This is a genomic window from Sorangium sp. So ce131, from assembly GCF_051519095.1.
Taxonomy (GTDB): domain Bacteria; phylum Myxococcota_A; class Polyangia; order Polyangiales; family Polyangiaceae; genus Sorangium.
Genome location: NZ_CP150455.1, coordinates 11841378 through 11860014, shown reverse-complemented (window position 1 = coordinate 11860014; position 18637 = coordinate 11841378). Strand labels below are relative to the sequence as shown.

Sequence of the window (18637 nt, the reverse complement as noted above, 5' to 3'; positions counted from 1 at the left end):
TGGGATAACTCCCCCGGTCGAAACGCGCCCGGCCGCTCGAGGCAGCCGATCGGCCATGGCCATTGTGTGCCGCACATTCTGGCACAGAAAGGTCGATTGCTGCATTGTTTCCCTTTTGATTCACAGGGTTGGCTGCCTGGTACGCCCGGGGCATGCCGGTTGCAATTCTTCACGGAATGTCCAAGCGGCTCTCTCGATGTCTCGGTTTGTTTGCGTCGCTCCTGGTCGCGGCGGGCTGTCGTGTGACGGTGAACAACGGAGGCTCGGGAGGAGGGGATCCGGGCGGCGGCGGGTCGCTCCCGGGCACCGGGGGCGAAGGCGGCGGGGGCGGGGCGTTCCCGGGCACCGGGGGCGAAGGCGGCGTGGGCGGGGCGGGCGGGGCCGGCGGCGGAGGTGGGGTGGTGACGCCCGGCGGTCGGTGCACGCTGCCGGCGGACCCCGGCATCTGCGACGCGTATTTCCCGATGTATTACCACGACGCGGAGACGGGCGTGTGCCGGCCGTTCATCTACGGCGGCTGTGACGGCAACAAGAACCGCTTCGAGACCATCGAGGAATGTCAGGCCGCCTGTCCCACCTCGCCTGCCGGCCTGGATCGCTGCGAGGCGCCGGGGGATTGTGTCCTTGTCTCGCGGACCTGCTGCGCGGCCTGCGACCCGGTCGACGAGGGCTTCAGCGCGGTCAATCGAGGGTTGCTGGATGCCTATCGGACAGAGACCGGCTGCGGGGGTGTCGTGGCGTGTGCGCCGTGTCCGGAGGTGAACGAGTCCGACCGGACCTCTCAGTACTTCGCTGCCACGTGCGAGAGCGGCCGCTGCACGGTCGTCGACGTGCGCAGGTCGGCGCTGACGGAGTGCGCCGACGACGCGGACTGCGCGCTGCGCGACGGCGTCGACTGCTGCGAGGGGTGCGACGCGCGGGGGATCGTGGCCCTCAACCGGAGCGCCGACATCGAGGGCCTCGTCTGCAGCCCCGACCTCGGCGCCTGTCCTCCCTGCGCGCCCCATTACCCCGAGGGGATGCGGGCGGTGTGCTCGGCGGGCCGGTGTCAGCCGCAGATCGGGGGGGCGCCGTGACGATCGCCAGCGCGACCTCTCGTGCCGGCGTGCTCCGGCGCGCCGCCTCCGGCCTGGGCCTGCTCGCCGCGCTGTCGCTCGCGGCGGGCTGTTACGTGACGGTGAACGACGGCGGCTCCGCAGGCGGCGACCCGGGCGGCGGCGCGGGAGGCAGCGGCGCGGGAGGCGGCGGCTCGGGAGGCGGCGGAGCGCTGCCGGCCCGGTGCACGTTGCCGCAGGTGGTCGGGCCCTGCGAGGCGGCGTTCCCGAGGTACTGGCACGACCCGAGCACCGGCGTCTGCATGCCGTTCATCTATGGCGGCTGCGAGGGCAACGCGAACAACTTCGAATCTCTCGAGGCATGCCAGGAGGCCTGCCACGGCGGCAGCCCCGACATGGATGCCTGCGAGGCGCCGAGCGACTGCGTGCTCGCGGCGACGGACACCTGCTCCCCCTGCGATCCGGTGGAGGCCCGATCGTTCGCGGCGGTCAACCGGGCCATGAAACAGCAATACGACGACGCCATCGGGCACTCGGACGCCGTCTGCGAGGCTTGCCCGGAGATCGTCGAGGCCGAGCGCACGGCCCAGTACTTCACCGCGACGTGCGAGCGCGGGCGCTGCGTGGTCCTCGACGTGCGCACGTCGCCGCTGACGGAATGCTCCGAGGACGCCGATTGCCGCCTGCGCGACGGCGTCGGCTGCTGCGAGGGGTGCGACGGGCGAGGCATCGCCGCCCTCAACCGGAGCGTGGACCTCGAGGCGCTGGTCTGCAGCCCTGACTTCGGCGCGTGCCCTGCCTGCGCGCCCCAGTACCCCGAAGGGATGCGGGCGGTGTGCTCGGCGGGCCGGTGCCAGCCGCAGGCGGGCGCCGCGCCGTGACATCTTGACCGCGCGGCGCGCCCACTCCGGCCGCCCTCCGATCGTTCTTAGCTTGTTTAACTTCTTCTGTCGGACGGAGGGCCCGGTGTCCGCCGCGGTCGGACGCCGGCGCGCCGAGCGCTGCAGCGTCAATCGCCGTGCGCGCGCTCCCGGTTTCGCCTGCGCGGGAAGTGCGGCAAGGTGGATAAAGGGCATCCCGGAACGTCCATTGGGCGCCGCCACAGCCGCAGCGCGTCACCGGGGCGCGGAGCGGCGCCGCCGACGAAGTCCATGGCGGGAAAACAGCGCCTCTGCGGAGGCCGCGCGTTGACGGTGGGCTCGCTCCGTCCGTATCCTGCTCCAGGAAGCGCTTGTCTCTTCTTTCTTGATTGACCTCTTCGCGAAGGGAGCTGCCCGTGATTCGAAGCACCCCGAGGATCCTGCTCGTGGCCCTCGCGCTCGCCGGCGCGGCCGCGTGCTCGGGAAGTACAGGACGTTCGGATTCGGATGGGCCGGATCCCGTCGACGACCCCGGCGCCCAGGTCCAGTGCGCGCCCGGCGCCGCCGCGCCCGGCCCGACCCCGCGCCTCACGCGGCTCACACACGCCCAATACGACAACGCGATCCGCGACCTCTTCGACAAGGACATGAAGGCCTCGGCGGCCTTCCTCGAGGATCCGGCCTTCGAGGGGTTCAACAACAACGCGAAGGCGCTCCTCGTCGACGACCTCCTCGCCGGCGCTTACCGGAGCGCCGCGGAGACCATCGCGGCCGACGCCGTCGTGGATCAGGCCGTGCTCGGCAACATCCTGCCCTGCGCCCCGGAGGGCGACGGCGAGGCGTGCGCGCGGCAGCTCATCCGGGAGCTCGGCAAGCGTGTCTACCGGAGGCCGCTCTCCGCGGCGCAGGAGGAGGCGTACGTCGCCGCGTTCCGCCGCGGCAACGGCCTGTACGGGGCGGGCACGCCGTTCGAGCAGGGCGTCCGGCACGTGATCGAGGGCATGCTCCAGTCGCCGTTCTTCCTCTACCGCATCGAGCTCAGCGAGGAGCTCGACGGGGAGATCATCCCGCTCGACGGCTACGAGGTCGCGACCCGGCTCTCGTTCCTGCTCTGGAACAGCCAGCCCGACGACGCGCTGCTCGCGCGGGCGGAGAGCGGCGCCCTGGCGACCGCCGAGGGCGTCGAGGCCGAGGCGCGGCGCATGCTCGACGACCCGAAGGCGGCGCGTGTCATCGACGACTTCCACGGCCAGTGGCTCCAGATGAGCCGCTACGAGGACCTCACGAAGGATCCCTCGGTCTACCCGGGCTTCGACGCCGCCGTGTGGTCGGCGATGAAGGCCGAGACGCAGCAGTTCATCCGGCACGTCATCCTCGAGATGGAGGGCGACTACGCGGCGCTGATGACCGAGCCCGTCGGCTTCGTGAACGACAAGCTCGCGCCGATCTACGGCGTCGAGGGCGACTTCACGAGCGACCTCGTGGAGACGCCGCTCGACCCGGCCACCCGGGCAGGGCTGCTCACGCAGGCCGGTTTCCTGAGCGCGAACGCGTTCCCGGACCAGACCTCGCCGATCCACCGCGGGGTGTTCATCCAGCGCCAGATCCTCTGCGCGACGATCCCGGATCCGCCGCCGAACATCAATACAGAGCTGCCGCCCCGGCAGGGCGAGATCAAGACGACGCGCGATCAGGTGGAGGCGCTCACGTCCCCGGACACGTGCACTACGTGCCACGGCGTGATCAACCCCCCGGGCTTCGCGTTCGAGCACTTCGACCCGGTCGGGCGGTACCGCGCCGATGAGCACGGCGAGGTGATCGACGCGGCCGGGGCGCTGCGCGTCGGGGACGAGGAGCTGCGCTTCGACGGCGCGCTGGACCTCATCGCGCAGCTCGCGGAGAGCCCCGTCGCGGAGCGGTGTTACCTGTCGAACTGGTACCGCTACGGCAACGCCCGGCAGCTCTCGCCCGAGGACACGTGCACCCTCGAAGAGCTCGACGCGAAGCTCTCCGGGGCCGGGTACACCATCAAAGAGCTGCTCGTCGCGCTCACGCAGACGAAGACGTTCAGGTATCGAGCCGTGGAAGAGGTGGAGCAATGAATCGCAGAACGTTCTTGCGGGGCGCGGGCGGGGTGATGCTCGGTCTGCCCTTCCTCGAGTCGCTGCGGGCGCGCGACGCCAAGGCCGGTCCGGCGGACGCGCCGCGGCGGTTCATCGCCTTCTTCATGTGCAACGGCGTGAACATGGCCCGGTTCTTCCCGGCGACGCGGTACGGCGCGCTGACGGACGCGTCGTTCGCGCAGGACCGCGCGATCGCGCCGCTCGCGGGGTACAAGGACAAGCTGCTGATCCCGCGGGGCATCCACATGGTGCCGCGCGGCTTCGGCTGGGACGAGACCGCGGGCGACGATCACGCGAAGGGGATGGGCTGCAAGCTCACGGCGCAGCCGCTCGTCCAGGGCAGCCAGTATCCCGCGGGGATCTCGCTCGACCAGTTCATCGCGAACCAGCTGAACCCGCAGGGCAAGCCCGCGCTGACGCTCATGGTCGGCGCGAAGGTGCCCAACGTGCGCGGGCACATCTCGTACAGCGCCAGCGAGCGGCCCGTCACCGGCGAGAACAACCCGTGGCGCGCGTACCAGGCCCTGGTCGGCGTGACCGGCCTCGACACGGAGGCGCTCGAGCGGCTCACCAAGCGGCGCCAGAGCGTGCTCGACCTCGTGGGGCCCGAGTACGAGCTCCTGCTCGCGAAGCGGCTCAGCAAGTCCGACCGCGACAAGCTCGACATGCACTTCCAGCGGGTGCGCGACCTCGAGGTGGAGATGGACAACGCGGGCATCGTCCTCCCGCCGGAGCGCGTGGCCGAGATCGAGGGCATCAACCCGGACACGGTGTCGTACGACGCCGAGTTCAAGAAGATCGGCCGGATGCAGATGGACATCCTCGCGCTGGCGATCGCGACCGGCGCGACGCGGGCGGCCACGCTGCAATGGGGCTCGGGCGCATTCGGGCCCATCTTCACGTGGGATGGGATGTCCCACATGTACAACCACCACAAGCTCTCCCACGGCAACACCGAGGACGACGACTCCGGGAGCGAGGTGGCCGGTTACGAGCAGATGCTCTTCGACATCGACCGGTGGTTCGTCAACGAGTACGTCTATCTCCTCGATCGGCTCGCCAGCTACGACGAGGGCGGCCGCAGCGTTCTCGACAACAGCGCGGTCGTGTTCATGAACGAGCTCTCCAACGGCAAGTGGCACGACTTCCGCGATCTGCCCTATCTCATCGCGGGGAGCTGCGGCGGTTACCTGAAGACGGGGCAGTACATCAAGGTGACGCGGGAGACGGACACGGTGAACGACAAGGACGCTCCCCACAACAAGCTGCTGACGACGCTCGCGAACGCGGTCGGCTGCACGGCGGACGGCGGGGGCCCGGTCGAGAACTTCGGCTCGTTCGGCCAGCCAGGCGAGTTCGACGACCTCAAGGCCTGATCCGCCGAGGGCCTGCGCGGGCGCTGCGGATGCGGCGCCCGCCGCCGCGCCACCTCCGCAGCGAGCCGCGGCGCCGCGCTGCGTCGCGTGGCACATCCTCTGCTTCGGCTTCGTCCTCAGGAGAACGGCCCTCATGACGAACCGACCTTCTCGGCGGACATTCCTTCATACGGTGGGAGCAGGCCTCGCGCTCGGCGCGTGTGCGCGGAACGAGCAGGTGGGGCAAAGCGCCTCACCGCCGAGCGGGGGCGCTCAGGAGCCGCCGAAGGGGCCTCCGCCCGAGGCGCCCGGGCAGGACGACATCGCGCTGCCGGCCGGCGGCGTGATGCCCACGAGGCCTCTCGGGAGGACCGGGATCAACGTGAGCCTCGTCGGTCTCGGCGGCTTCCACATGGCGGTGCCCAAGGACGAGCAGGAGAGCACGCGGATCGTCCGCTTCGCCCTCGATCACGGGATCACGTTCCTCGACAACTGCTGGGATTACCACGACGGCGAGAGCGAGGTCCGGATGGGCAAGGCCCTGGAGGATGGGTATCGGCAAAAGGCCTTCTTGATGACGAAGCTCGACGGCCGCACCCGCGCGGTCGCCGAGGCGCAGCTCGAGCAGTCGCTCCGCCGGCTGCGCACCGACGTGATCGACCTCGTGCAGATGCACGAGATCATCCGGATGAACGAGCCCGCGCAGATCTTCGGGCCCGGGGGCGCGATGGAGGCGCTCGTGGCCGCGAAGAAGGCCGGCAAGATCCGGTTCATCGGGTTCACCGGCCACAAGGATCCGGACATCCACCTCGCCACGCTGAAGATGGCCGAGCAGCAGGGGTTCACGTTCGACACCGTGCAGATGCCGCTCAACGTCATGGATCCCCATTACCGCAGCTTCGAGAAGCTGGTCCTGCCCGAGCTGACGCGGCAGGGCATCGGGGTGCTCGGCATGAAGCCCTTCGGCGGCGGGGAGATCATCAAGACGGGCGCGGTGACGCCGATGGACTGCCTGCATTACCCGATGAGCTTGCAGACGTCGGTGGTGATCACCGGCTGCGACAGCATGGGCACGCTCAAGCAGGCGCTCAAGGCGGCCTACACGTTCCAGCCGCTCAGCAGCGAGCGCGTCTCGGCGATCCTCTCGCGCACCGCCGAGCTCGGCGCGAAAGGCAAGTACGAGCAGTTCAAGACCACCGAGCGCTTCGACGGCACGACCAAGAACCCTCACTGGCTCACGAGCGCCAAGGCCTGAGCGCGGGCGCGGCGCGATCCGCCGCATCGGCCGGCGCTCCGTTCAGAACCCGAAGGTGGGATCCCTCTCGGCGCCGCCCTTGCGGGGAGGCGCAGCGGGGGCGGGTCGCCTTGGCGGCGGCGCCGGCCTCGCGGTCGCTCGGCCAGGGCTGCTCGTGGGCTGTGGAGCAGGCGCCGCCGAGGCTGCGGGCGCGCTGCCCGGAGGGGAGGGCGCAGCCGGCTCAGGAGGTGCGCTGGCGCTCGACGACGTCGGGTCGGGCTCCAGGGCGTCAGGGGGCGGCGAGCCGGGCGCCGCAGGTTCTGGTGAAGGGAGCGCAGCAGGCTCTGCGGGGAGCGCGGCAGGCTCCGCCGCCGGTGCGGCGGGCGTGTCCGGCGTGGGCGAGCGGAGCAGGAAGACGGCGGCGGCGGCGACCGCGCCCACCGTGACGATGCTGGCGAGCACGGCGAGCAGCGCCCTCGGGTTGGTGCCGCGGTCCGGGTGAGGGGAGGAGAGGGCGCTTCCGACGGCCTCCAGGGTGCCGCTCGAAGGCTGGGCGCCGCTGCCGAAGGGCAACCTTCCGCTCGGAGGAGGCAACGTCCCGGTGGCGGCCAGCGTGCCGCCTGCGCCCACTGCGGCGCCAGCGCCCGGCGTGCCGCCTGCGGCCATCGCGGCGCCCGCGCCCATTGCGCTGCCTGCGCCCATTGCGCTGCCCGCGCCCATTGCGGCGCCCGCGCCCATTGCGGCGCCCGCGCCCATTGCGGCGCCCGCGCCCGTTGCGCTGCTGGCAGCCGCCGCGCTGCCCAGGGGGCTCGCGTTGTCGCTGCTCGGGGGCAGCGTGCCGGCGGCAGCGATCGTCCCGGTGCCGAGGGGCGTGCCCGTCGCTGCCGGTACGCCCGCGGCCGCGGGCGCGCCGATGCCCGCGGGATTGCCGAGGATGGCGGGAGTGCCGCCCGCGGCCGGCAGGTCGGCGATCACGGTGCCGCCCGCGACCGGCAGGCCGGCGAGCACGGTGCCGCCCGCGGCCATCGCGCCGGGGATGGACGGCATGGTCGCGCGCTTCACCGCCGCGGCGAACGCCTCGGCGAGCTCGCCCGCGCTCTGGAACCGCTCCGCCGGATCGCGCCGGAGCGCGCGCTCCAGGAAGCGATCCAGCTCGGGCGAGAGATCCGGCGCGAGGCGCGACGCGACCGGGATCTCGCCCGTGCAGATCTCGACGAGCACGTCGCCGAGCTCCTCGCCGGGGAAGGGCAGCTGGCCCGTGAGGCACTGGAACACGATCACGCCGAGCGACCAGAGATCGCTGCGCGGATCGATGGTCTTGCTCCGGCGCACCTGCTCGGGGCTCATGTAGTGCGGCGAGCCGATGAGCGTGCCCGTCTTGGTCGCGTCGGCGGACAGCGCCGTGACGGTCGCCTTGGCGACCCCGAAGTCGAGGATCTTGACGATCTCCTCGCCCTGGCACGCGATGAAGATGTTCGCGGGCTTGAGGTCGCGGTGGATGAGCCCCACCTCGTGCGCGCGGCGGAGCGCCTTGCACACCTGGTCCACGACGCGCAGCGTCTCCTCCGGCGAGAGGCGGCCGCGCCGCCGCAGGCGGGCCGCGAGATCCTCGCCGTCGAGGAGCTCCATCGCGAGGTACGGCGTGTCGCCCTCGAGCCCGTAGTCGTAGACCTGGACCACGTGGGGCATCCGGAGCTGGGCCGAGGCCTTCGCCTCCCGCTCGAACCGCGCGCGCGCCATCTGGGAGCTCGCGTGCTGCGGCATCATGAACTTGATCGCGACCTCGACCTCGAGCTGGAGGTGCCGGGCCACCCAGAGGAAGCCCATCGCGCCGCTCGCCAGGGGCCGCTCCAGACGATACCTGCCAGCGACGACGGTCCCGGCCTCAAGCGACAGCATGCTCGCGAGCCCTCCGCGCTCCAGCATCCCTGGGTTCAGGCCCCGGTGGTCTAGCAGAGGCGGTGGCCTCTGTCGCGGTGCTCACATCGAGACGCATCCGCCGGCATCATGCCACGGGCCCGGTGACGCGACGATGGCACGGCGCAAGGAGGCGGCGGAACGGGGCGCGGCGCAGCGGCGGGACCGGCTCGGAGGAGCGCCGGAGCCCGCGCGGAGCAGCCGGCGGGACCTCCGCGGGGAGCGCCGGAGCCCGCGCGGAGCAGCGGCGGGATCGGCCCGCGTGCGGCCCGCTGTGGCATCTCCTCCTCCCCCTATTCCCGCGCCGCGTTCGCCGCCGGGGCGCACGCGCTGCGCGGAAGAGCCCGTCCAGCCGGAAGGCCGGGGCCGGCGCTTCGCCGCTGTGGCGGGAGTCTTTGCGGGATCCGGTACTAAGCTTGCCCGCGGCATGGTCGACGCCTCTCCGATCACCGCCGTCCTGGGGCCGACGAACACCGGCAAGACCCACCGCGCGATCGAGCGCATGCTCTCGCACGACTCGGGCATGATCGGCCTGCCGCTGCGGCTGCTCGCGCGCGAGGTCTACGACCGCGTGACCACCCGGGTCGGCGAGGCGCGCGTCGCGCTCGTGACCGGCGAGGAGAAGCGCGTCCCGCGGCGGCCGGACTACTGGGTGTGCACCGTCGAGGCGATGCCGATCGACCTCGCGGTCGACTTCCTCGCGATCGACGAGATCCAGCTCGCCGCGCACGACCAGCGCGGCCACGTGTTCACCGAGCGGCTGCTGCTCGCGCGCGGGCGGCGCGAGACCTGGTTCCTCGGCGCCGACACGATGCGGCCGCTCATGTCGGAGCTCGTGCCGACCGCGAAGATCGTGCAGCACCCGCGCCTGTCGCGGCTCTCGAGCGCCGGCGCCGGCAAGCTCGCGCGCCTGCCGCCGCGCAGCGCCGTGGTCGCGTTCTCCACGCCGCAGGTCTACGAGATCGCCGAGCGGCTGCGCGCGCAGCGCGGGGGCGCCGCGGTCGTGCTCGGGGCGCTCTCGCCGCGCACGCGCAACGCGCAGGTCGCGCTCTTCCAGTCGGGCGAGGTCGACTACCTCGTCGCGACCGACGCGATCGGCATGGGGCTCAACCTCGACGTGCGCCACGTGGCGTTCGCGGCGCTGCGCAAGTTCGACGGCCGCGAGGTGCGCGACCTGGATCCCGCCGAGCTCGCGCAGATCGCCGGCCGCGCGGGCAGGCACCTCGCCGACGGCACCTTCGGCACCGTGGCCCCGCTGTCGCTCCCCGACGGCGTGGCGGCCGCGATCGAGATGCACCGCTTCCCCGCCGTGCGGCGGCTGCTGTGGCGGAGCAGTGAGCTCGATCGGAGCTCGATCGACGCGCTGCTCGCGTCGCTCCGGGAGCGCCCGCGCCTCCGCTCCCTGAAGCTCGTCGACGACGCCGAGGACACGGCCGCCCTGGCGCGCCTCGCCGAGGATCCGGCGATCCGCGCGCGGGCGCGGGGCCCGGAGGCGGTGGGGCTGCTCTGGGAGGTCTGCCGCATCCCCGATTTCCGCAAGCTCCTGTTCGAGTCGCACGTCGCGCTGCTCGCCGAGGTGTACGGGCAGCTCTCGGGCCCGGCGGAGGTGCTCGACGAGGGCTGGATGGCCGCCCGGGTGGCCGAGATCGACGACGTGGGCGGCGACGTCGACACGTTGATCTCGCGGATCGCGTCGATCCGGACGTGGACGTACATCTCGAACCACGCGCGCTGGGTGCGCGACGCGGGGACGTGGCAGGAGCGTACGCGGGCGATCGAGGATCGCCTGAGCGACGCGCTGCACGAGCGCCTGGTGCAGCGCTTCGTCGAGCGGGGCGGCCCGTCGCGGGGCGCGCGGGCGACGCCGCGGTCGCCGAGGCGGGCGGAGCCTGGGAGCGAGCCGGCCGAGGTGGCGGCGGGGCACCCGTTCGCGCGTATTGCGGCGCTGAGGGCGCTCTTGCCGTCGGCGCCGCTGCCGCCGGCGCCGGAGGACGATCGGGCCCGCTGGGTGGAGTCGATCGTGGGGGCACCGCACGAGCGCTTCTCGATCGACGTGGCCGGGAGGATTTACGACGGCGACGTGCTGCTCGGGCAGCTCGCGCGCGGCCCGACGCTGCTCTTGCCCGACGTGCGGCTCGCCCCGCTCGAGGATCTCGGTCCGGGGGCGAGGTCGCGTGTCCTCCGGCGGCTCGTGGCGTTCGCGCGCGATCTCGTGGAGGAGCTGCTCGGCGTGTTGCGGTCGCCCGAGGTGCGCGCGTTGCCGGCGGCGGCGCGGGGGATCGCCTACCAGCTGGAGCAGGGGCTCGGGACGGCGGCGGCGCGCGACGCGGAGGAGCAGATCGCGGAGCTCGCGGCGGAGGATCGGGCGCTCTTGAGCGCGCGGGGCATCGAGGTGGGGGAGCGGGTGATCTACGTCGCGCACCTGCTCCGGCGGCGCGCGATCGAGCGGCGGCTCGCGCTGTGCGCGGCGTGGTTCGAGCCGGCGCGCCTGCCGGCGTGTCCGGCGCCGGGCGCGGTGTCGGTGGCGGTCGCGAGGGGGGTGGATCCGCGGGCTTACGCGGCGATCGGGTACCCGGTGTTCGGGACGAGGGCGATCCGGGCGGATGTTGCGGAGAGGGTTCACAAGGCGCTCGCGAGCGGCGAGCGGGCGGAGAGGCTCTCGAGCTGGATGGGGTGCCCGGCGCGGGAGGCTCCAGGGGTGGCGGCGGTGCTGATGGGGTAGACGGGCGAGGGTGCCCGCTCGACGGCGTGCTCGAGCGCGCGGCGTGCCTCGACGCGGCGATCGCAGCCCGCGCCGTTCCTTGCGGCTCCGTGTGAAGCCAACGTATGGTTCGCCATGATCCGCAAGGCGTCGTTCCAGAATTTCAAAGCGCTGGCGGCGGTCGAGGTTCCGCTCTCCCGGTTCACCGTGATCGTCGGAAAGAACGGGTCGGGGAAGACCAGCGTCCTGCAGGGGATGCACTACGCGAGTCAGGTCGGCTTGCGACGAAAAGACGAGGAGAAGAATGCCAGCGTCAGGCTGGGCATGCTCTTCAGCGGGTCCCGTAGTCCCACGCGGCTCGTCACGGCGCGAGCGCGTGGTCCGATGCGCCTTGCGTTGTCCGACACGAACGGCGCCACGCTCACGATCGAGGCGCGGCTGCCGGCAGACGAGGATGCACCCTGCCAGTTCGCGGTCACCGTGGCGGGGGTGGACGAGGCATCGAGCGGGTCGATCGAGCTGCCGACCGACGACGCCCGCGAAGCGACCAAATTCCTCGACGCGCCGCTCGTCCGCCGCTTTGCTTCCACGGTTTACCTGCACCTCGACGCGGAGCGGATGGCTCACGCATCCGTCGCGGCGTCTTCGGAGCCTCGCCTCGAGCACGATGGAGAGCGGCTCCCCTCCGTATTGAGCTACCTCGCGGGCGCCGAGCCCGAGACCCTGGATGCCATCACGGAGGATCTGGCGAAGGTCGTCCCTCAGGTTCGCGGCGTTCGCACGCTCCCGGTGCCGGTCACGCGTCGCTCGCGAGAGCGTATCGTCATCGGCGATCAGGTGGTCAATCGTCCTGTCGAGGAGCAGGTGCCTGGGGTCCGGTTCGCGCTCGATATGGGCGGCGGTCGGCTCATCCCTGCCGATCTGCTCAGCGAAGGCACGGTGCTCGCGCTCGGGCTGCTGACGGTGCTCCGTCTGCCCAAGTGTCCTCGTCTGGTCCTGATGGACGACATCGACGGCGCCCTTCACGCCGAGGCGCAGGCGGAGCTCGTCCGCTGCATTCGATCCATCCTGGACGCCCGGTCTGACGTGCAGGTGGTCTGTACGAGCCACTCGCCCTACCTGCTCGATCATGTCGAGCTCGACGAGGTCCGCGTCATGGCGCTCGACCGGGAGGGGCACGCGCGGTGTCGCGCGCTGAACGAGCACCCGCAAGCGGATCGATGGCGCAACATGCTGCGGACCGGGGAGTTCTGGGCATCGGTGGGCGAGGAGTGGCTGCTGGAGGGGGCCGCGGATGAGCGCTGACGGCCTGTGGATCGCGGTGGCTTGTGAAGATGCGGCGCACCACGCGCTCGCGACGTTCCTCGCCGACCGTGTCCTGCTCGACGAGGCCGGACGGAGAGGCGCGACGTGGATCGACGAGGCGCAGCTACGCCACCTCCGCCATTACTGCGGGCTGGAGGGCGCCGCCGGGGCCGAGCCGTACTACCCGCTGAGCCGGGCCTCCAAGGACATCGACGAGCTCGGCCGGATGCCGCAGATCGGAGGACGCCCCGTTCGCCTCAACGGCCACATGCACGGGAGGCCGCTTCAGCCTGAGGCCTCGCTGTGGCGAAGGTTGTTCGTGCTGTTCGGCTCGAAGGAGCCACCGCCCAGCGCCGTGATCGTCGTGTGCGACACGGATGGCTACCCGCAACGCCTCGACGGTCTGAAGCAGGCGATCGCCTTCATGAGCGAGGAGTTCCCTCATCCTCTCCGGATTATCGCTGCGATGCCGGATCAGGACGCGGAGGCGTGGTTCGTCGCGGGCTTTGTGCCGCAGGGTGACGCGGAGCGCCGCCGGCTGAGGGAGTTGCTCGCTGCGCTCAAGTTCGACCCGACGGAGGAGCCTCACCGGTTGACCGCGCGCCCCAACGACAGCCCTGCGGATGCGAAGCGTGTTCTTCGCGTGCTCCTGGTCGGTGAGCATGAGTCCCGTCCCCCGGCGATGAGCGAGCTGCCCACCCTGTGCGAGCGCACGCTCGAGGACCTCGCGCTCCTGGAGCGGCGTGGAGCGCTGTGTGGCCTCTGTGATTTCCTCGGCCAGCTGCGGACCCTCTTCGTCCCGCTGTTCATCCCCGGTCCACCGCCCCTCCGTGGCTGATCTCGGCACGCGCGTGCCGGGGCGGTGCTCCGCGTGAGCCTGACGCAGGCCCAGCCGCCGCTGCGGAGCGGTCGCGCTCACCCCCACCGCCTGCTCATACCCGCGCGCTCCTCAGCCACGCGCCCAGGGTCCTGAGGCTCGGCCGCGCTCCGCGCGACCAGATCCCCACCCGAAAGAGCTTCGCCGCCATCACGTAGAGCCCCGCCGTCGCCGCGAGCGTGGCCCCGATCGCGACCGCGATCTGCCACGCCGGCGGATCCGACACGAGCACGCGCACGAGCATCGCCGTCGGGACGGTCGGAGGAAACATCGAGAGCGCCACCACGATCCCCGCGTCCGGGCTCGCGTGGATCGGCACCACGAACGCGAGCGGCATCATCACCGCGACCATCATCGGGCTCGCGAGCTGCTGCGCCTCGCGCACGTCCCGCGCGACGACGCCGGCCATGGCGTACACGCACACGCACATCGCGTACCCCAGCAGGAAGAACAGCGCCGCGTACGCCAGGCCCCCCGCCGGCAGACCCGCCGCCGGCGCGGCCTCGGTCGCCGGCAGCACCCGCGTCACGGCCCAGGACATGACCCCCCACGCCGCGACCTGCGTGAGGCCGAGCGCCGCGAACGCGGCGATCTTGCCGACCAGGAGGTCGAGCGGGCTCACCACGGACATGAGCACCTCGGTGATCCGCTCGTTCTTCTCGCGGACGATGCTGCGCATCACCTCGCCGCCGTGGTTCGCCATCGGGACGAGCACCGCGAGCAGCACGGCAAAGCAGAGCACCGCGTCGACGTCCCGCTCCGCGCCCCCGCCCCCCGCGGGCCGCACGCGCACCGTCTCGACCTGCGCGTCGCGCAGCAGCGCGCCGGCCGCCGCGTCGCCCTCCGCGCCCAGCCGGTCGCCGACGCGCTGGCGCGCGACCGCGCGGCCCACCACCTCCTCGATCGCGCCCGTCACCGCCGCCTCCGGCGCGCGCCGCACGTAGAGCCGCGCCTCGGGGTCCTCGCCGCCGGCCCGCGGCGACAGCGCCAGCACCGCCGCGGGCGCGCCCGCCCCGCGCGCGCCCCCGGCGAGCGCGCCGACCTCCCGCGCGAGCGCCGCCGCGAAATCCGGCGCCGCCGGGGCGCGCTCGATCTCGAGGCGCGGCGCGGGGGGCGAGAACCCCGGCGCCGCGCCGCGCGCCGACCCGAGCCGGCGCGCCCGGGCGATCTCGTCGTCGAGCGCCGGCCCGAGCCGGCCCGTCCCGTCGACGACCACGACGCGCGCGACCGACGACGCGCCGGCCACGAGGCGCGGGAGCGCCAGCAAGGCGCAGACGAACAGCGGCGTGAGCAGGGTGATCAGCGCGAAGCTCCGGCCGCGCGCCGCCTCCAGGTACTCTCGCTTGAAGATGGCGAAGGCCTTCATGACGCATGCTCCGCGGCGGCGTGTGCCCTTTGCGCGCGGCGCTCTCCCCCGACGCGCGCGATGAAGATGCTCTCGAGGGAGGCCCGGGTCACCGCGAAGGCCGACACGGGGACCCCCGCGCGGACGAGCGCCGCGAGCACGGCCTGGGGATCCGCGCCGGCCTCGAGCTCGAGCTCCGCGCGCCCCCCGTCGACCTCCCGGCGCCGCACGCCCGGCAGCCGCGACAGCGCCGCCCCGTCGCCCTCGAACGAGAGGCTCACCCGGCTGCCGCCGCCGCTCCGCTGCAGCGCCGCGAGCGGCCCCGCGAGGGCGACGCGGCCGCGATCGATGACCACCACGTCGTCGGCCACCTGCTCGGCGAACGCCGTCGCGTGCGTCGAGAGCACGACCGTCCGCCCCTCGGCCCGGAGCTCGCGGACGATGTCCCGGACGAGGACCACGCCCAGCGGATCCAGCCCCGAGAGCGGCTCGTCCAGGATCACCAGCGCGGGATCGTGCAGCACCGCCGTGATCAGCTGCACCTTCTGCTGGTTGCCCTTCGACAGCGCGTCGAGGCGCGCGCCGGCGTACTGCATGAGCTCGAGCCGATCGAGCCAGCGCAGCGCGGCCGCCTTCGCCGCGGCCCGGCGCATCCCGCGCGCGTCCGCGAAGAAGAGCAGCTGATCGAGCACGCGCATCGCCGGGTACAGGCCGCGCTCCTCCGGCAGGTACCCGATGTCCGGGCGGGCGGACACGCCGTGGGACCGCCGCCCGAAGAGCGCGATCTCGCCCTCGTCGGGCACGAACATCCCCGTGAGCAGGCGCAGCGTCGTCGTCTTCCCGGCGCCGTTCCTGCCGAGCAGGGCGGTGATCGCGCCGCGCCTCAGCGCGAACGACACGTCCTCGACCCCGCGGGCCTGCCCGAACGACTTCGACACGCGGCGGAACACGACCGGCTCATCCACGGGCGTCCCCCTGCGCGGCGGCGCCGTCCGCCTCGCTCAGCGAGAGCCGCTCGAACGCGTACTCGCGGAGGAGCGCGCGCCGGAACGAGTCGCCGTCGCGGAACCCCACGCGCCGCATGTGCTCGTCCACGTCGACGCGCCTCGCGCCGCACCGCTCGTAGAAATACCACGCGAACAGATCGTGCTCGGTGATCCCGAAGTCGCCGAGCGCCGGGTTCTCCCGGCCGCTCCGCTTCAGCGCGGCCGCCTTGCGCGCCGCCCGCTCGACGACGGCGCGGTACTCGCCGCGCACGCGCAGCTCGTCGGCCATGCGCTGCTCGACCGGCTCGGCCAGGGCGCGCGCCACGCCGTCGCGCGTCGCCTCGCTCGCCATCAGCCGGGTGAACGCCTCGCGGCTCAGGTGGTGCTCCTCGCGCCACGCGGTGAGCTGGGCCGGCTGGAGCAGCCCGCGCTCCCGGCGGAACGCCTCGGCCGCGCGCTCGAGCGCCTCGGCCCCGACCTTCTGCCCGCCGCGGCTCGCCTCGTTCACGGCGAGCGCGCGGAGCAGCGCGCCCTCGAAGGTGCGGGCATACAGGCCCACGTCGAGGCGGACCTCCTCGAGGAGCGCGTCGAAGTCGACCTGCTCCTCGACGGGCGCGCGCGCCGCCCGCGCGGCGGGCGAGGGCGCCCGGGCCGCCGCGGCGCTCGCGGCCGCGCGCTCCCACCACTCCGTCCGCTCGAAGTGGTAGTCGACGCGCTTCTCCGGGGCGTCCGGCGCGGCGAAGGGCCGCATCGCGCGCAGCATCGCGAGCGCGTCGAGGCGCTTCTGGTTGATCTTCCCGCGCGGCAGCCACGCGCGCAGCGCGCGCAGCGCGGCCTCCGGGAGATCCTGCTCGCGGGCGAGCTCGAGCACCCTCGGGTAACACCGATCGAAGTAGGGCAGGGCCTTCGCGATGTGGACCAGCGCGCCGGCCGTCTCCGCGTCGAGCACCGCCTCCTCGACGGCCGCGTCCAGCGTGCGGCGGATGTTCACCATCGCCTCGGAGCAGGCCCGGTAGCCGTCCTCGGCCGGGCCGTGGGCCACGGCGACCTCGTCGTCGTCCTCGATCGCGCCGCTCCGGAACGCCTCGAAGATCCAGCCGACGCCCTCCATCCCGAAGTCGGCGAGCTCGGCGGCGCGCAGCGCGCCCATGCTGGCGCTGCCGAAGACGTGGATGCCCTCGGACATCGCCCAGAGGATCTCCTTGTGCCAGACGGCCGGGATCCGCTCGAAGTACCCGTCGATGATGCCGATCGCGGTCGGCCGCTGGGCCGCGGCGCGGATCACGTCCCCCTGCGAGACCGGCGGGAGGACCACGGCGCCCGAGATCTCCCGCGCCTCGTCGGGCGAGAGCGTCGGACCGGTGAAGACGATGAGGCTCATGACGGCTGCTCCATCGAGGCGCGCGCCCGCGCCCCGTGCACGTATCCAGGGAACGAGTGGATCCCCTCGAGGCCGGGGACGACGACCTTCACGACCGGGATCCCGAAGCGGTCGTCGGTCAGATCGAGCGCCACGACGCGCTCGACGCCGGCGCGCTGGAGGCGGCGCAGCATCCAGCGCGCGTCGTCCTCGAACGTCTCGCCGCGGTGCTCGGCGGCCGCGCCGAACGGGCGCTCCGGCCGCTCCTCCTCGATCGTCCGCCGCGCGTCGCGGATCGCGTCGGGGGCGCGGTGGCGGTCGTACTCGTGCCGGAGCACGTCGTCGCGCGCGCCGGCGATCACCGTGACCCGCGTCTGCGCCGCCTCGGTCAGGGCGCGCAGGAGCGCCACGCCCCGCGTCGCGTGGCAGCCCATGCCCGCGCTCGCGTGCAGCGAGCGCATCCGGTCGTCGTCGCGCTCGACGATCTGGCAGAGGTACGACGGCATCCCGACGTCCGTCGTCGTCTCCCACACCCCGACGGCGACGCCGGCCTCCGCGAACTTGCCCAGCACCTCTCGGCACGCGGGGTCGTCCACCGTGCCCGGGTCGACGCGCGCGCGCCGCCGCCGCTCGTCGGAGAGCAGGCCGAAGAGCGTCGTGCTGTCGCGCTCGACCACCTCGGTGAGCGCGTGGCAGAGCGCCTCGAGGAGGTGGTTGCCCGACGCGAGGCCGTTCGTCGAGCAGCAGAACACCCCGGCGTTCACGCGGCCGCGCAGCGTCGAGTCGATGTGCACGGCCTCGAACGGCACCCAGACCGGCTCGTCCTGGAGCAGGTCGTGCCCCTCGATCCAGAGGAAGGGCATGTGCTCGTCGACCGAGGGCTGCGTCCGCGCGAGCTGGTCCACGTCGACGACCCGGTGCGCCCGGCGCATCTCGGCCGCGCTCGCGAGCAGGAGCGGCCGGAGGAGGCGCTCGGCGTGGTACGCCTCGATCGACTCCATCAGCGCCGACGCCTTCGCGGCGGCCAGCGTGAGCCCCTTGCCCTGCGTCACCGCGAGCGAGCGCGCGTTCGGCCGGCACGCCATCACCACGGGGATCCCGATGACGTCGAGCCCCGTCACGTTGGCGACCCGCGTGATCCCCATCTCGCGCAGGTGCGGCGCGACCCGCGCGATCGTCTGCTCCGGCGCGACGGAGCGGTGCGTCCCGTCGCGGAACGCCTTCGGGCCGGGGTCGGTCACCCCCGGCAAGATGTGGTTCGTCATGGCTTGATCCTCGCTGCCGCGGCGCGGCCCCCGGCGCGGCATGTCCGCCGCGTCGCCGCCCCGCTCGCACGACGGAGTTCGCGGGATCCCGCGGGGATCTTACCGATCGCGCGCCTGTAAGATCCCCGCCGCCGCCGGCGAAGACCGGAGTGCGACCGGACGCACGCCGTCCACCGCGGCGCGCTCCGGCGCCCCGGGGGAGGCGCGCACGGGTCCACGAACAACCCGGCCCGCCCGGGGCGACGGACCTCCCG

Annotated in this window: 13 protein-coding genes; 8 read left to right on the top strand and 5 right to left on the bottom strand. The window is 72.8% G+C overall.

From position 1 onward, the window contains the following. Positions 1 to 242 precede the first annotated feature (242 nt). The 5 genes from WMF43_RS43120 (at position 243) to WMF43_RS43100 (ending at position 6648) form a co-directional block, all read left to right on the top strand. The gene (locus tag WMF43_RS43120) at positions 243 to 1076 is read left to right on the top strand and encodes a BPTI/Kunitz domain-containing protein (protein ID WP_437673982.1); all 834 of its coding nucleotides are present in this window, start codon (positions 243 to 245) and stop codon (positions 1074 to 1076) included. Beyond that, positions 1073 to 1936, top strand: coding sequence for a BPTI/Kunitz domain-containing protein (locus WMF43_RS43115; protein WP_437673980.1), 864 nt, complete (start codon positions 1073 to 1075; stop codon positions 1934 to 1936). The genes WMF43_RS43120 and WMF43_RS43115 overlap by 4 nt, the downstream gene beginning before the upstream one ends. Positions 1937 to 2331: 395 nt before the next feature. Then, a complete protein-coding gene (locus WMF43_RS43110; RefSeq protein ID WP_437673978.1) occupies positions 2332 to 4017 on the top strand; it encodes a DUF1592 domain-containing protein in 1686 nt (561 codons plus the stop codon). Then, on the top strand, positions 4014 to 5414 hold the full coding sequence (locus tag WMF43_RS43105) for a DUF1552 domain-containing protein (protein WP_437673976.1): 1401 nt from the start codon (positions 4014 to 4016) through the stop codon (positions 5412 to 5414). Before WMF43_RS43110 ends, WMF43_RS43105 begins: the two co-directional genes overlap by 4 nt. 133 nt (positions 5415 to 5547) lie before the next feature. Next, entirely contained in the window at positions 5548 to 6648 is a 1101-nt protein-coding gene (locus WMF43_RS43100; RefSeq protein ID WP_437673975.1) for an aldo/keto reductase, read from the top strand. A 42-nt stretch (positions 6649 to 6690) separates the two neighbouring features. On the opposite strand, the gene WMF43_RS43095 is transcribed toward WMF43_RS43100, so the two are convergent. Next, positions 6691 to 8526 carry a serine/threonine-protein kinase gene (locus WMF43_RS43095; RefSeq protein WP_437673974.1) on the bottom strand — a complete coding sequence of 612 codons (1836 nt, stop codon included), beginning with the start codon at positions 8524 to 8526 and terminating at the stop codon, positions 6691 to 6693. A 445-nt stretch (positions 8527 to 8971) separates the two neighbouring features. Between WMF43_RS43095 and WMF43_RS43090 the strand changes: the two genes are divergently transcribed. From WMF43_RS43090 to WMF43_RS43080, 3 genes are all read left to right on the top strand, one after another. Continuing rightward, positions 8972 to 11266, top strand: a complete 2295-nt coding sequence (locus WMF43_RS43090; protein ID WP_437673972.1) for a helicase-related protein — start codon at positions 8972 to 8974, stop codon at positions 11264 to 11266. A 114-nt stretch (positions 11267 to 11380) separates the two neighbouring features. Further along, positions 11381 to 12550, top strand: coding sequence for an AAA family ATPase (locus tag WMF43_RS43085; protein ID WP_437673970.1), 1170 nt, complete (start codon positions 11381 to 11383; stop codon positions 12548 to 12550). After that, on the top strand, positions 12540 to 13388 hold the full coding sequence (locus WMF43_RS43080; RefSeq protein ID WP_437673968.1) for a hypothetical protein: 849 nt from the start codon (positions 12540 to 12542) through the stop codon (positions 13386 to 13388). The genes WMF43_RS43085 and WMF43_RS43080 overlap by 11 nt, the downstream gene beginning before the upstream one ends. A 94-nt stretch (positions 13389 to 13482) precedes the next feature. Here WMF43_RS43080 and WMF43_RS43075 read toward each other — a convergent pair whose 3' ends face one another. Genes WMF43_RS43075 through WMF43_RS43060 form a run of 4 tightly spaced genes read right to left on the bottom strand, consistent with a single transcriptional unit; the run spans position 13483 to position 18383 of the window. Continuing rightward, positions 13483 to 14793, bottom strand: coding sequence for an ABC transporter permease (locus WMF43_RS43075; protein WP_437673966.1), 1311 nt, complete (start codon positions 14791 to 14793; stop codon positions 13483 to 13485). Continuing rightward, complete coding sequence (locus tag WMF43_RS43070) at positions 14790 to 15737, bottom strand: ABC transporter ATP-binding protein (protein WP_437673964.1); 948 nt, start codon at positions 15735 to 15737, stop codon at positions 14790 to 14792. The genes WMF43_RS43075 and WMF43_RS43070 overlap by 4 nt, the downstream gene beginning before the upstream one ends. Next, on the bottom strand, positions 15730 to 17139 hold the full coding sequence (locus tag WMF43_RS43065; RefSeq protein ID WP_437673963.1) for a TfuA-like protein: 1410 nt from the start codon (positions 17137 to 17139) through the stop codon (positions 15730 to 15732). Before WMF43_RS43065 ends, WMF43_RS43070 begins: the two co-directional genes overlap by 8 nt. Then, positions 17136 to 18383, bottom strand: a complete 1248-nt coding sequence (locus tag WMF43_RS43060; protein WP_437673961.1) for a YcaO-like family protein — start codon at positions 18381 to 18383, stop codon at positions 17136 to 17138. Before WMF43_RS43060 ends, WMF43_RS43065 begins: the two co-directional genes overlap by 4 nt. Positions 18384 to 18637 lie beyond the last annotated feature (254 nt).